This is a genomic window from Nitrospirota bacterium (assembly GCA_016194305.1).
Classification (GTDB): domain Bacteria; phylum Nitrospirota; class Nitrospiria; order JACQBW01; family JACQBW01; genus JACQBW01.
Window position 1 is genome coordinate 99,094 of record JACQBW010000008.1, and the last position, 14,185, is coordinate 113,278.

The 14,185-nt window shown below is 45.5% G+C and carries 16 protein-coding genes; 7 read left to right on the plus strand and 9 right to left on the minus strand.

All coding sequences use genetic code 11. The annotated features are described in order from the left end of the window. Window positions 1-16: 16 nt before the first annotated feature. From HY200_03815 to HY200_03845, 7 genes are all read left to right on the plus strand, one after another. Window positions 17-3,139: a methyltransferase domain-containing protein gene (locus HY200_03815; GenBank protein MBI3594060.1), complete on the plus strand. Its 3,123-nt coding sequence runs from the start codon at window positions 17-19 to the stop codon at window positions 3,137-3,139. A gap of 243 nt (window positions 3,140-3,382) precedes the next feature. Continuing rightward, on the plus strand, window positions 3,383-4,330 hold the full coding sequence (locus HY200_03820) for a flagellin (GenBank protein MBI3594061.1): 948 nt from the start codon (window positions 3,383-3,385) through the stop codon (window positions 4,328-4,330). Between the two features lie 61 nt (window positions 4,331-4,391). Further along, a complete protein-coding gene (locus tag HY200_03825) occupies window positions 4,392-4,772 on the plus strand; it encodes a hypothetical protein (protein ID MBI3594062.1) in 381 nt (126 codons plus the stop codon). Then, window positions 4,773-5,165: a flagellar biosynthesis repressor FlbT gene (locus tag HY200_03830; GenBank protein MBI3594063.1), complete on the plus strand. Its 393-nt coding sequence runs from the start codon at window positions 4,773-4,775 to the stop codon at window positions 5,163-5,165. It begins immediately after the preceding gene. Next, window positions 5,152-5,538 (plus strand): flagellar biosynthesis regulator FlaF, encoded by a 387-nt coding sequence (gene flaF, locus HY200_03835; protein ID MBI3594064.1) that lies wholly within the window; start codon window positions 5,152-5,154, stop codon window positions 5,536-5,538. Before HY200_03830 ends, flaF begins: the two co-directional genes overlap by 14 nt. Before the next feature lie 209 nt (window positions 5,539-5,747). Further along, entirely contained in the window at window positions 5,748-6,314 is a 567-nt protein-coding gene (locus HY200_03840; protein MBI3594065.1) for a sigma-54-dependent Fis family transcriptional regulator, read from the plus strand. Further along, the gene (locus HY200_03845; protein MBI3594066.1) at window positions 6,301-6,873 is read left to right on the plus strand and encodes a PilZ domain-containing protein; all 573 of its coding nucleotides are present in this window, start codon (window positions 6,301-6,303) and stop codon (window positions 6,871-6,873) included. The genes HY200_03840 and HY200_03845 overlap by 14 nt, the downstream gene beginning before the upstream one ends. A 193-nt stretch (window positions 6,874-7,066) precedes the next feature. On the opposite strand, the gene HY200_03850 is transcribed toward HY200_03845, so the two are convergent. The 9 genes from HY200_03850 to flgB form a co-directional block, all read right to left on the minus strand. Then, entirely contained in the window at window positions 7,067-7,609 is a 543-nt protein-coding gene (locus tag HY200_03850; GenBank protein ID MBI3594067.1) for a hypothetical protein, read from the minus strand. Continuing rightward, the gene (gene fliJ / locus HY200_03855; protein MBI3594068.1) at window positions 7,606-8,049 is read right to left on the minus strand and encodes a flagellar export protein FliJ; all 444 of its coding nucleotides are present in this window, start codon (window positions 8,047-8,049) and stop codon (window positions 7,606-7,608) included. The genes HY200_03850 and fliJ overlap by 4 nt, the downstream gene beginning before the upstream one ends. A 163-nt stretch (window positions 8,050-8,212) precedes the next feature. Then, window positions 8,213-9,526: a FliI/YscN family ATPase gene (locus HY200_03860; protein ID MBI3594069.1), complete on the minus strand. Its 1,314-nt coding sequence runs from the start codon at window positions 9,524-9,526 to the stop codon at window positions 8,213-8,215. After that, window positions 9,523-10,161 (minus strand): hypothetical protein, encoded by a 639-nt coding sequence (locus tag HY200_03865; protein MBI3594070.1) that lies wholly within the window; start codon window positions 10,159-10,161, stop codon window positions 9,523-9,525. The genes HY200_03860 and HY200_03865 overlap by 4 nt, the downstream gene beginning before the upstream one ends. Further along, window positions 10,154-11,152: a flagellar motor switch protein FliG gene (gene fliG, locus HY200_03870; GenBank protein MBI3594071.1), complete on the minus strand. Its 999-nt coding sequence runs from the start codon at window positions 11,150-11,152 to the stop codon at window positions 10,154-10,156. The genes HY200_03865 and fliG overlap by 8 nt, the downstream gene beginning before the upstream one ends. A 50-nt stretch (window positions 11,153-11,202) precedes the next feature. Continuing rightward, entirely contained in the window at window positions 11,203-12,813 is a 1,611-nt protein-coding gene (gene fliF, locus HY200_03875; GenBank protein MBI3594072.1) for a flagellar M-ring protein FliF, read from the minus strand. A gap of 66 nt (window positions 12,814-12,879) precedes the next feature. After that, the gene (gene fliE / locus HY200_03880; GenBank protein MBI3594073.1) at window positions 12,880-13,185 is read right to left on the minus strand and encodes a flagellar hook-basal body complex protein FliE; all 306 of its coding nucleotides are present in this window, start codon (window positions 13,183-13,185) and stop codon (window positions 12,880-12,882) included. Window positions 13,186-13,196: 11 nt separating this feature from the next. After that, complete coding sequence (flgC, locus tag HY200_03885; protein MBI3594074.1) at window positions 13,197-13,634, minus strand: flagellar basal body rod protein FlgC; 438 nt, start codon at window positions 13,632-13,634, stop codon at window positions 13,197-13,199. Between the two features lie 75 nt (window positions 13,635-13,709). After that, the gene (gene flgB / locus HY200_03890; GenBank protein MBI3594075.1) at window positions 13,710-14,111 is read right to left on the minus strand and encodes a flagellar basal body rod protein FlgB; all 402 of its coding nucleotides are present in this window, start codon (window positions 14,109-14,111) and stop codon (window positions 13,710-13,712) included. Window positions 14,112-14,185 lie beyond the last annotated feature (74 nt).

Sequence of the window (14,185 nt, forward strand, 5' to 3'; positions counted from 1 at the left end):
TAATAAGGAGTTTAGGATGGAAAGATGGCAATTAAGGACCCCAGTCGCTTTTATGATATTCAATCGACCTGATACGACCCAATTCGTGTTCGAGGAGATTCGTAAATCAAAACCACCCAAGCTGTTAGTCATTGCTGACGGTCCACGTCCCGGGAAACCAGACGAAGCAGAGAAATGTCGTGCGGCAAGAGCAATTATTCAGCGCATCGACTGGAAATGCGAAGTATTAACAAACTACTCTGATATCAATTTAGGTTGCAAGAGACGCGTCTCAACCGGTTTGGATTGGGTTTTTGAATTGGTAGAGGAGGCGATAGTACTGGAAGATGATTGTCTCCCTGAACCCAGCTTCTTTCGATTTTGTGAAGATCTGCTCAAAAAATATCGTCATGATGAACGGATTGCCCAAATCAGCGGGGATAATTTTCAATTTGGAGAGAACGGGACCGAATACAGTTATTATTTCTCGAGAATTAATCATTTGTGGGGATGGGCCTCTTGGCGAAGAGCCTGGAAAAAGCATGATGTATCGATGTCGAAATGGCCTGAAGTAAAGAGCAAGACAGGTTTAATTGACTGGCTTGGAAATCGGGAACTGGCCAATTTCTGGGAAGGGGCATTTGATAGCGCTTTCCTGGGAAAGATCGATACCTGGGATTTTCAATGGGTTTTCTCTTCCTGGTTGCATAACATGTTAACGATTCTCCCCAATCAGAATTTAATTTCAAATATCGGTTTCAGGGAGGACGCCACCCACACCAAAGGTCAGAGCCTGTTTGCGAACATGAAGACAGCTCCAGTTCTTTTTCCTCTCAAGCACCCTCCGGAGATTATTCGAAATGTTGCAGCGGATTCTTTTACCGAAAGGATGATGTTTCTCCCGAAAGCACCGGTTCAAATGGAGTCGAATCCAAAATCGGATTCTCCTGTGGTCTGTAAAGTCTGTTCATCTAGATCAAGATTCCTAAAAAATGCATCCATGTTAAAGGTTCACTTGGTAGATTATTTTAAATGTGAAAACTGCGGATTTATTCAGACAGAAGAGCCATTTTGGTTAAATGAGGCTTATTCCAGTGCAATTACGAGCAGTGATACGGGTCTGGTGAGAAGAAATATTGAGCTTTCGAAAATGTCGAAATTGATTTTATCTAATTGTTTTGAGAAAAACGCCCAATTTGTCGATTATGGCGGAGGATACGGTCTTTTTGTCCGTTTGATGAGGGACTATGGTTTTGATTTCTACTGGATTGACCAACATTGTCCAAATCTTTTTGCCAAGAACTTTGAAGCAGATTGCCAAAACGGGAAGCGGTACGAGGTATTGACGGCATTTGAAGTTTTTGAACATCTGGTTAATCCCATGGATGAGATAGAAAAAATGCTGAAACTTTCAAATACCATTTTCTTTAGCACAGAACTGATTCCCTCTCATCATCCGAAACCGGGAGAATGGTGGTATTTTGGGCTTGAGCATGGCCAGCATATCTCTTTCTATACTCTGAGAACTTTGGATGCGATTGCCAGAAAATTTAATCTGAACCTCTATTCTAATGGGACTTCGCTACACATCTTAACGGACAAAAATCTTAAAGGTCCCTTGGAGTTTTCCGAGGGGATCTGGAAATCATTGCAAAGTCATGATATTGAGTGGTATGGACCTCACCGGATGGACAAGATTGTATTGGGCGTATCCGGAGGAAACGAAACTCTCCAAAGTGTTCAAGCCATAATTCATTCCGCACGAACCTTTCTTCAGAATGGACACCTCGATGAGGCAGAAAAAATCTACAGAGACATTCTGAATGTGCATTCTCAAAACAGCGAAGTTTTGCATGATCTTGGAATTATTGCATTTCAAAAAGGCAAACTTGTTTCGGCATCCGATTACTTTCTTAAGGCCTTAAATATAAAACCCGATTTTGCAATAGCCCATAATAATCTGGGGGTTGTCTTGAATGAAATGGGGAAGAAGGAAGAGGCTAAAATCTGTTATGAAGTGGCTATTTCTTTAAAACCGGATTACGCAGAAGCTTATTTTAACCGAGGCATGATTTCCAGAGATCAGGGCCGTCATGACGAAGCGATGATCTCATTTCAAAAGGCAGTCGGGTTTAAGTCGGACTATGTTGAAGCACTCAAAGAACTGGAAGAATTAAAAAAGAAAGTTCAAAGTCCGAGATTGCTAAAACCAGTGCCGGCGATAAGTCCGGGCATGGATCCGGGTTTGAAAAAAAGAATGGCTTTTGTGGATTTGGCCTTTCATCAAAGAACAAAAAGCACGCTGGAATTGATTGAGGTTTTCCAACGCCATTTCCAGGTCGACATATACTGGGACAGCGGAAATCTTGATTTTCAGCAGATTGCCAGACAAAGCTATGATACGGTCGTTTTTTTTCAAAAGATCTATGGGATGAGGAAATTAGATTCGCTTAACGCTAAAAATATTATTTTTATCCCGATGTATGATGATGTGATGGGAATCACAGATGCATACTGGAGGCAGTTTGGTCATGTTCAGTTCCTTAGTTTCTCAAGAACGCTTCATGAGAAACTTCTTCACCTGGGGTTAAGATCTCGGCATATTCAATATCATGTTCCATCCCCAAAGCTTCCAAGTCCAGAGCCGTCCTGTAAGGGCCTCTCCGGGTTTTTCTGGCAAAGGACCAACTATATCCGGTGGAGTACGATCAAGATCCTGATTCAGAATGTTTCGATTGAAAAATTTCACCTCCACTCCGCGGTCGATCCCCCGAACCATGTTTTTGAAAAACCTTCAGATGAAGATATCAAAAAATACAGCATCACCATCAGTGATTGGTTTCCCGGAAAGGAGGAGTATTTGACTCTCGTTGCCTCCGCCAAACTTTTCTTTGCCCCAAGGCCCTTCGAGGGAATAGGGATGTCTTTCCTGGAGGCTATGGCCATGGGAAAATGTGTGATTGCCCCGGATCTACCCACGATGAATGAATACATTCAGGATGGCGAAAATGGTCTTTTGTATGACCCGAAAAATCCCGTTCCCCTTGATTTTAGGCAGGCTGATAATATAGGAATGAAGGCGAGAGTTTCGGCTGAAGAAGGGTATCGTACCTGGAAAGAGGCCGAAAAAGGTTTAATTCAATTTATAACGGATCCGTAAAAGAAGATTAAGAAAGAAAGTAGATCATAACTTATTGAAATTATTATGTTTAGTATTTTAAAATTCGGCTAAAGTTTCTCAGGGGTTTCTCCGATAAGTATTGTTGAGGCAGAAGATCAAGATCGGAAATGAGGTGAAAGCTAGAAAAAGAGATAGATCGAATGCCTTGTTTTTGAACAAAAATACTTAATGAACCCAAATTGGCGAGAATTGCCAATTCAATCCTAGAAAAGGAGAAACACCATGGCAGATATTTCATTAACCGCTGGTATGCGGGCGTCGGTTCTTTCGTTAGAGACAACGTCTTCGTTATTTGATACGACCCAATTACGGTTATCTACCGGACGAGCAGTCAACTCGGCATTGGACGATCCGATCAAATATTTTTCGGCTCAGAATAATAATTTTACGGCAAGTGGTTTAAACAATCTTAAATCAAGCATGAACGAAGCGTTACAGGTGGTGTCGGCTGCCAACAATGGTATCACCGCTGTGACCTCCTTAATCAAAAACGCAATCGCCATTGCTCAACAGGCTCAAGCGGCGTCTGCGACGGATTATACAACTCAGGCCACGCTCCTGACCCAATATATCGGGATTTTGAGCCAGATCAACTTCGCCGGTGCGGATTCGAAATACGGCGGGAAAGATTTGATCAATAATGGAACGGCATATAGTTCCTCTACCGCGACAGCTTCAGACAGTGTGACGGTGACTTTCAGCACAACCAACACCAACTCCGCCATTACCATTTCAGGTGTCGATTCCACGATTGTAGGTCTTGGCCTATCAGTTGGAGGTTTTACGCTTGCAACGGGGAATGAAACGACCGGAACGGGTGCGGTGACCACAGGGGCAACCCTATCCTGGACCACAACCGCCAGCTCAAACAATAGCTGGGCGACTGCGGCGAATATATCGACAGATATTACGAAATTGAACAGCGCGTTAACCACCCTTCAGACAACCGCAAAGACCCTATCGACCAGCAACGCGGTGATTCAGGCCAGAATCGATTTTACCGCCAATATGGTCAGTACCTTACAGCAAGGGTCTGATAAGCTGACACTGGCGGATATGAATCAGGAAGGAGCCAACATGTTGTCCCTGCAGACACAGCAGGCATTGGCTACAAACTCGATGAGATTGGCCTCTCAAGCCTCCCAGAGCGTCTTGAGATTATTCTCATAAAACTAACTCTTGAATCAGGCGGGGGATTTTGTCCTCCGCCTGATTTATTTGGAGTTCTAAGATGACATCGATTAAAAATATCGAACTCGGAATTCTGAACATCAATCCATTGGGAAAGGTTATTATCCCCAATCCTGTTCAAGCCAGGGATCAGAAAGCCGGTGAAAATCTGAGCGATAATAAAATTTTTGCTCCTGATATGATTAACGATACGGTTGACCTCGTTTCAAAAAGCCGACTGATCTTCCCCATTAAAGATACGACGGGCGCAATACTTGAAAAGATGAAGGCTCAACTTGAGGCTGGAATAAGAGGAACAGAACCATTGGATCCTGCCGCCGCAAACGCCAAAAGTTTTCAGATCGGGACGGAACTGACACGCCAGCCTGATAAGAATCTGGTACAGACCCGTTTTGATTTTCTACGTTTCCTGATTGGATAGATGCCACTTAAGGTTACCTTAAAGCCGAAGGAACGTCTTTTCATCAATGGCGCGGTTATTTTCAATAATGAAGCGAACCGGATTAGCCTGATTGTCGTTAACGACATACCGATTTTAAGAGAAAAAGATATTTTAACCGAAGAGAGTGCGAATTCCCCCTGCAAACGGATCTATCTTTCCGTTCAGTTGATGTATATGGATAAGGAACGGCTGGCCGAATATCAGAAGAAATATTGGAGGCTGGTCGGGGAGGTCATCAAGGCGGCACCAAGCACCACAAAAATGATTCATAAAATTAGCGAGCAGATTTTAATAGGGCAATTTTATAAAGCTTTAAAACTTTCTCATAAATTAGTTCATTACGAAATGGAGTTAATCAATGCCGGTAAATAATCCCTTCAGTGCCTATCAAGAGGTGGCGAAAAAGACCCTAGATGGTCCCGCTCTTGAAGCCTATGTATTGAATAGAGCCGCTCAGCTCCTGATTGAGTGTAAAAATCAGTGGAATGAGTCCGGACATCAAGAACGGCTTGATAAGGCGCTCGGATATAACCAGAAGTTATGGACCTTTTTTCAGGTGGAGCTCGCCAATCCGGAACATTCTCTTCCGAAAAAGATACGTGAAGATATCTTAAGCCTCTCCATTTTTATTGATAAAAGAATTTATGAAGTCATAACAGAACCGGATCCTGGCAAACTGGAGGTGATGATCAATATTAACCGAAATATTGCCAACGGCCTTCAGGGGAACGCGATCGGGTCCTGAATTTAATCGATCGAGTTCCACGGCTAGCTCTTCTATCGGAGTAATCATTATCTCCATAGTCAAGAGCTTTTTTTATGCTAAAATTAAAGATAGAAATCCTGTTGAACTGTTTAATTGTTAAACAGTTAATTTGGGAAAAATAACAATGTTCCAACTCCACAATTCAACAAACTAACGATACAACATTCCAAAGTTAGGCCCTTAAAAAAATGACTAACTATCCTAAAGACAAATTCAGAGTTCTTATCGTGGATGATGAAGAGGGCCCCCGGAGGGCGATTGAAGCGGCATTGTACCGTGAAAAAGATCTTGAAATTAGAACGGCCCGAAGCGGGGAGGAGGCACTCCACAGTTTTGATGAGGGTGCATTCGATCTTGTTCTGACTGATATCCGGATGCCGCAAATGGATGGGATAGATCTGCTTCGAAGGATCCACGAACGTTCTCCCGATACCCTGGTAATCTTGATTACCGGATATGGAACACTTAATTCCGCCATTGATGCGATTCGGGCGGGAGCGTATGATTACCTGACCAAACCGTTTAAAGTGGAGGAGCTCTGTATCGTTGTCGACAGAGCCATTGAAAAAATCAAACTTCTGCGGGAGAACGGTAGATTGCTCGGAGAGCTCACCGCGCTTTTTGAAAAAATAAAAAAGAATATCGTGGAGACGGAATCCGCCGAAAAGGGGGTCCGAAACCTGGAGTTGTTACAGGATGTCAGGCGTCAGCTTTCACAAATTTATGTAAGGAACGGTGGAAATGGAAAAGGATAACCGCAGCTATCATCGTATTCCAACGGAATGTCCCGCACTTTACCGGATCGTCGACCCTGCCAAGAAAGAAGACGCCAAAGGGAAATGGGAGAGACTGGCCCATCTTTCACCGATCTCTGCCTTTGAAGGAATGGAGAGCAGCCACCGTCAGACAGAACATGTGGACCCCTTTGTTCTGGAGCTTTTTCTCCGTCTCGACTGGCGAATGAATTACATGATTAAGATGATGACCCAGAAAGAAGATCTGGAACTCTTTCCCTGCCGGGCGGTCATTGTCGATATCTCCGCGTCAGGAATGAAACTTTACGGTACTGAAAGTCCTCCGAATGGAGCGCGTATGGAATTTCAATTTGTCTTGCCAATTATCCCTTTCAGGGAACTATTTTTGGTCGGTAAAGTGATCAGATCGGTCCCGAAGGAGCTTGCAAGCAATCCCGATTTCAAGTATGAAATTGGAATTGAATTTGAGGGGTTAAAAGAGATGGACCGGGAACATCTGATTCATTATGTCGTCAAAAGAGAACTTCAGTTGCGGCAAGGACGTGAAAAAATCCGCTAGAAAATACTGAAAATGAAGGCCCTGATCGCTTCCTTTTTGAGTGGCAGGATTTTGAGAAATCATTTGAATCGAAGGTTGTTCAAAAAGTGCCAGATGCAAGGCCGCAGGTGCAAGGCATACGGAACGTACACGAGCAGTACGTGAGTAATGCCGCGCAACGAGAACGTAGCAGATGGACTTTTTCAACAATCTTTTAGGGAGCGGCAGTTTGTTGCGGTGCCGCCGTCTTCGCCAGCTTCTCTGTGAGATAGGCTGCCCTGACCGGTTTAATTTCATTCAGAATCTTGGCAGCGACTTTCGGTTTGATGCTCGAAAGAAGTTTTAAAGCGAGAGGTTCCTTAAGTCGTTCGATTCGACGTGCAGCATCTTTTGGAGGCATCGCTTCATACATCTTGCTCAAATGTTCCAATTGTCTTTCATCGATGGCATCGGTTTTTATTGCGGTCTCCCTAATTTGGGTATACCTACTCAATAGAAGATTGAGCTCCGTTTTAAGCGCCTGAAGCCTCTGATTCTCCTGTTCAATCTCTTCCGCTCTTTTGTCCAGATCGGTTTTTCGCTTTTCAATCGCATTAATGAGTAATCCGGGATCAGGCGAAGGATTCGGCGCGGCAGATTTGTCCTGAAGTTCTCCGTTGGGAGTCAACTCAACTGTTTCGGCCGGATTAGAGGAGGTGTTGAATGAAATCACCAGGAAAACCAAAATAATCACTTGGAGGAAGTATTTTTGATTCATCGACGGGTCCTTTTGGTCTGTCCAGCGATTTCATCCATGGTTTGCTGGTCCTTTTTCTCAATTCGTGTCAGATAAGTTTGGAGTCTGTTTTTTTCCAGTTTTTGGACCACTTTCTTCTCTTTGACCGCCAGGGCCAGTTTTTCGCGGAAAAGTTCATATTCTTCCAGTAGTTTTTGCACAGCCAGTTCCTGTTGCTCCACCTTATCTTTTTGCTGCTGAATAAACCGCTGATAGAGTTCCAACTCGAAAGGGAGAATTCCCTCACCTTTTTTTGCCAGCAAATTCCGGTTCGTTTGATCCATCAAATCCCGCAGGACACTCAGTTTTTCTTCTTCAACGGCCAATTGGCGGTTTTTTTCAGCAAGGGCTGTTTCAGCCAACTCTTCCTGAAACTTCAGGTGAAGAAGAATTCCATTCAGTTTGGATTGATATCTCGCCATATCCTTCTCTAAATATGGTACATGTTGAGTTATTGAAATGTTGAATGGCTAATTTGGGAATCAATAGACTTTTCCCAATTCAACAAATCAGCAGTTCCACGATTCAACGATCGTTTCCTATCCCATCAGACGAGAACAACGCGAATGAGGCCTTTTCAACAGACTATGGGAGGATTCTGGCAAGTGCATCAATGCTTTCTTTGATCGTGACCCTTTCATGGATATCCTGTCTAATATAAGCCTGAAGTTCTTCCCACTTTTCAATTGCCTGGTCAATTTTCAAGTTGCTCCCGGCCTTATAGGCCCCGATATTAATCAAATCTTCAGCCTTTTGATAAGTAGAGAGCAATTCGGAAAATCGTCTTGCCCGATCGATCTGTTTGGAATCGACAATATCAATCATGACCCTGCTGACACTGTTTAAAATATCGATGGCAGGATAGAGTGCCCTTGCGGCGATTTCCCGGGAGAGTATGACATGTCCATCCAGAATGGCCCGTACCGCATCCGGAATCGGGTCGTTGATATCATCTCCTTCAGTCAAGACGGTAAAAAGTCCGGTCATTGTTCCTCCGTTTGTTCCAGTTCCAGAACGTTCCAGAAAGCCGGGGAGAAGAGAAAAAACGGAGGGAGTGTATCCTTTGGTTGCCGGCGGTTCGCCAATTGAGAGTCCGATTTCTCGCTGGGCATGGGCAAGCCGGGTGAGTGAATCCATCATAAATAAGACCTGCCGGTTGCGATCTCTGAAGTATTCTGCGATCGACATGGCAAGAAATGCGGCTCTTTTCCTAACCAGCGGAGGCTGATCCGACGTCGCGACGACGACCACCGACCGTTTAAGTCCCTCTTCGTTTAGATCTTTCTCGATGAACTCTTTTACTTCTCTTCCACGTTCACCGATCAGGGCGATCACATTGACGTCGGCGGAAGTATACCTGGCAATCATGCCAAGCAGGATGCTCTTACCAACGCCGCTCCCTGCAAAAATACCGATTCGCTGCCCGCGTCCGGCGGTCAAAAGGCCATTCAGAGCACGTACACCCAGATCAAGTGGCGCCGTGATCCGATTTCTTTGAAGCGGTCCCGGAGGGACGTTGTATAAAGGATGAACTTCATGGACCTGGAGAGGTCCTTTCCCATCGATCGGTTGTCCCAGGCCGTTTAAGACCCGACCTAAAATTCTTTCTCCCACAGCCACCTTGGCCTGAACGGATTTATTGACAATGGCGCTCCCCGGTCCGATCCCTTCAAGATCACCCAGCGGCATAAGAAGGACCTTATCGTCTCGGAAACCGACCACTTCGGCGAGAATTCTCCTGTTCCCTAATACCGAGATGACTTCGCATATTTCTCCAATGGCGGAAACCGGAGCGCATCCTTCCAAGACTATACCGATCGCCTGGGTGATCCGGCCATGAATGGGGCGTGGATCAATCTGATCAACCAATCCGAGAGCATCCATGATGAAACGGCTCATGTTTTCTCCAAAGATTTTAAAAAAGCCTCTCCAAAGAGGGCAAGCTGGCTGTCAACACGCCCATCGATCATTTTTGCATGCGACTCAATGATGCATTCTCCCGGCTGAAGATTAGAATCCGCTTCGAACCGGATTGATTTTAGTTTTTGGACCTCCTGCACAATTGAAGCGCCATTCTGGGAAAGAGTGGCCTTATCTGCCGGATGAAGCCGGATGACAAATTTATCAGACTGGTCCATTTTATTCATCGCTTCCCGAATGGTTGCCTGGAGACGATCGGGAGTTTGCGCGATTTCTTTTTGGATAATCTGTTTTGCAACGGCAAGCGAAAGCTGAATCACGTCGTTTTGGCTGCTCTTAACCAGTTCCTGTTCGACTGATTTTAATTTTTCGACTAGTTCGGTCAGAAAATGGAATTGCGCTTCAACCTCTTTTAATCCCTGTTCCTTTCCGGCCTGTTCTCCGGCTGAGAAACCTCTCAAATAGCCATCTCTCTCCGTTTCATACCCGTTACCTCCAATACCATCGTTATACGCAAATGGCGTTGCGTTGCGGCTCGCGGTGACTTTTTGCAAGTCGTAGGTATTCAGTCCCTGAGATTCGGTATTCCGTTTCAGGACCCTGGATTTAGACAAAGACTTCTCCTCCTGATTTGGCAATGACGATTTTACCTTCCTGTGAAAGCCGCTGAACAATTTTCAAGATGGCCTGTTGATTCTTCTCCACTTCGCTTAATTTCACCGGTCCGAGGGCTTCCAGATCTTCTTTTAATAAATCCACTGCCCTCTGCGACATATTTTTATAGAATTTATCTTTAATTTCCTCTTTTGCCGCCTTGAGTGCGATAGTCAGTTGTTCCTTACTGACCTCTTTGAGCACTTCCTGCAGGTTTCGGTCATCGAGATTGATAAGATCTTCAAATACAAACATCAGTTTCCGGATCTGTTCGGCCAGTTCCGGATTGGCTTTTCCGATCGATCCCAAAATGACCTGTTCCTGGCTCGGGCCCATCTGGTTCAAAAGGTCGGCGACGAGTTTGATCCCTCCGACCTTTCGTCCGGCGGCTGTTCCGACCCGGGCCATCTCTTCATTAATCACATCACCCAGCTCTTTCATGACTCCGGGGGGAATCTCTTCCAGCGTCGCCATTCGGTGCAACACGTCGCTTCGAAGGGTTTCGGGCAGATAGTTTAAAACCTGGCTGTTTAAATCAGGATCAAGATGAATCAGGATCAGCGCAATCGTCTGAGGATGATCTGAACGAAGCATTTGAGCGATGGCACGGGGGTCCATCCATTTAATGGTGTCGAGCCACCCTTCTTCTGCAGTTGCGAGATTTTCCATCACCCGGGTTGTTTTCTCCGATCCGATGGCCTTCGTCAAAACTTTTTGAATATAGTCTCTCCCGCCGACGCTCATCCCCATTCCGCTGGTCGTCCGGTCATTAAACTCCATCAGGATGGCTCCCAGCTCTTCCGGACTAATGTCCTGCGGGCGGGAGATGACTCTTCCAATTTTCTGCACATCCTTGGCATCCAAATTTTTCATGACATCGGCTGCAAGATCTTCTCCTAACAGGGTCAAAAAGACCGCGGCTTTTTCTTCTCCAGACAATTTTCTTGCCATAACCAGAATCCTTTACGTTGATCAAATTAATAAGTCATTCTTATCTGTTTCTATTTCTCTTTCAGCCATCCCTTAACCACCTGGGCGACAAGTTGTGGATTTTGTTTGGCCATCTGAGAGACCTGTTCACGCGTAGGTAGTCCGGGGATTCCCTGCTGTTGTTGCTGTTGATAGGCTTCACCTACGGCAGCCATCTGTCCCTGGCTCATTTGAACCCCGGAAATCTCTCCCGGAGAGGTGGATGCCAGACCTTTGAGAACGGGACGAATGACCAGGAAAAAGACGATCAGCGAAACAATTCCGCCCAAAGCATATTTAATGTATGGGGCATATTGAACCATTTTATTGATCGATTCAGGTGCGGCAGGTTCTTCACTGGGAACTTCGGCATTGGCTTCAAAAGGAATATTGACGACTTCAATCTGATCTTTTCTTTCATCTGAATAGCCCATAGCTTTTTTGACCAGATCGCTCAGCTTTTTCATCTCATCGTCTGATCGGGGAATATATTTTCGGGTCGACTGGCCTTTGTCCCCTTTGGTGACTTCATAAGCGCCATCCACCATGACAGCTACCGAGAGCCTTTTAATCGTACCAACCGGTTCGATAATTCTGCTGGTGGTTTTGCTAATTTCATAATTGGTGACATCATTCTTTTTCTGGGTGGAATTATTGCTTTTGGCACCTTCTCCCGGTGTGGCAGGGGCCTTGGGCGGCGTATTGGATAGGGCTCCTGGAACGCCGCCATTTCCGGGAGCGGTGGAGGACCCAGAAAGATTTTCGTCGGACTTTTGTTCACTTCTGACCACTTGGCCGTCCGGATCGTACTTCTCTTCTGTTTTCTCGACCTGACGCAGATCGAGAAGGCTGGAGACTCTGACGATGGCCTTGTTCGGTCCGACCACCTTTTCGAGCAGGGTCTGGATATTGTCTTCAATCTTTTTTTCAAGTGTATGTTGATAATCAAGCTGGGATGCGCTCATTTGAAATTTGGACGATTCGTCCGCGTTTTTGGAAAGGATATGGCCATGATTGTCAACCACCGTAACGGCCTGGGGCGCAAGGCTTTCGACACTGCTGGAAACCAGGTGAACAATCCCCTGAACCTGTCCTTCGCTTAAATTACGTCCGGTGCGAAGAGAGACGACGACCGAAGCGCGAGGTTGCTCCTGTCGTTCCGTAAAAAGCGTTTTCTCCGGAACGGCAAGATGGACTCTTGCCCGGCTGACTTCTGCCAGTTGGCCAATGGTCCGATCCAGCTCTCCTTCCAGAGCTCTGCGATAATTAATTTTTTGAACAAATTCTGTTGTGCCAATAGTCGTTCTGTCAAATATTTCAAAACCGACAACCCCTCCCTGGGGGATCCCCTGGGTGGCCATTTGAATCCGAAGTTCATGAACCTTATCGGAGGGGACTAACACGGCAGAACCGTCTGCGGAAAACGAGTAGGGGATATGCGCCTCTTTTAATTTTCCGATAATGGTTCCGCTATCTTCGGACGAGAGATTGGAATAAAGCACTTCCAGTTCCGGTTTTTGCGCCCAGAGCCAGACCACCACCAGTCCTGAAACAGAGGCGATCAGGAAGACAATCAGTCCGAGCTTTTTTAGAACTGCGTTCGAAGTGAGACCTTGTGTAATCTGCTGAAAGTTATCCGCCATTTTTTATCCTTTTTATTTCAATAGAATTACGCCTAACCCCTTACTCTTTGCTTCATTCTTTCGTTGCTAGATCTGCATCTTCGAGATTTCCTGATAAGCGTTGACGATTTTGTTCCGGACCTGCATCATCAATTCAAAGCTGATGTCCGCCTTTTGCAAGGCAATCATGGTTTGGTGAAGATTCTGTTCCTTCCCTGTTTCGAAATTGGTGACGGCCTGATCGGCATTCAGTTGAGCTTCATTGACCATCTGAATCGATTCTTTCAAGGTTTCCAGAAAACCCGGTTCCCCCTTTGCGGCACCCGGAGAAACAGGGGACGGCAAGGCCGGATTCGATGCGACGGATGGGAGCCCGATGTTTTGAATATCCATAGATCTCCTCTCTATTTCCCGATTTCTAAAGCTTTAAGCGCCATATTTTTCGTGGCATTGAAGGCCGTGACATTGGCTTCGTATGAGCGGGATGCCGAAATCATGTTGACCATTTCTTCCATCGGATTAACATTCGGAAATAGCACATACCCTGAAGCGTCCGCATCGGGATGCTGGGGATTATAGACCTGTTTAAACGGCCGGGTGTCGCTGATCACATCGCTCACTTCGACTCCCTGTTCCGATTTGGAAGTGATGGAAGAAAGGGCACTTTCAAATGAATTGCCTGTGTCAACGGTGGAAAAGACAACATCTTTTCTCCGATAGGGGCCCCCTTCAGGCGTTCGGGTCGAGTCGACGTTCGCCAGATTGCTTGAGATCACATTGAGCCGTTCCTTCTGAGCATCTAACCCGGAAGCTGAAATCATAAAAGCTGCATCTAAATCCATTTTTCTGTCCCCTTATATATTTATCTTTCTTTGAGTGAAATGGGTCTCGCTTCTCACTTAACCTCTTAGGTTATTTTATTTACTTTCGCTGATGACATAATGGAGCATTTTAAACTTCTCGGAAATCATCTGAACGGCGGCGCTGTAATTGACCTGATTTTCCGCCAGTTTGGCCATCTCCATTTCACTATCCACCGTATTTCCATCCAGTCGTTTGGAGGGGCCCGGTATTTCCGTGGGCAAAATGGCTGTCGATCCGGAAGAGAGGCCTCCCAGATGAGATCCGCTTGTCCGGGAAAGTTGAATAGACGAGGAGTCGCTGGTCGCCGATTTCAAGATCTCTTTAAAATTAACATCGTTTGCCCGAAACCCGGGGGTCTCCTGATTGGCGATATTTGCTGAAATGACCCGATTCTTCTCGCTTCGGATGTCGAGTGATTTTTCAAGTATTCCGATGGTCTTATTGAATATTTCCATGGTGAATCCTTCTTTATTTAAGTTTCCACATGTTGATTATGCAAATAGCACGCCAGGAAAAATAAAGTGCCCCT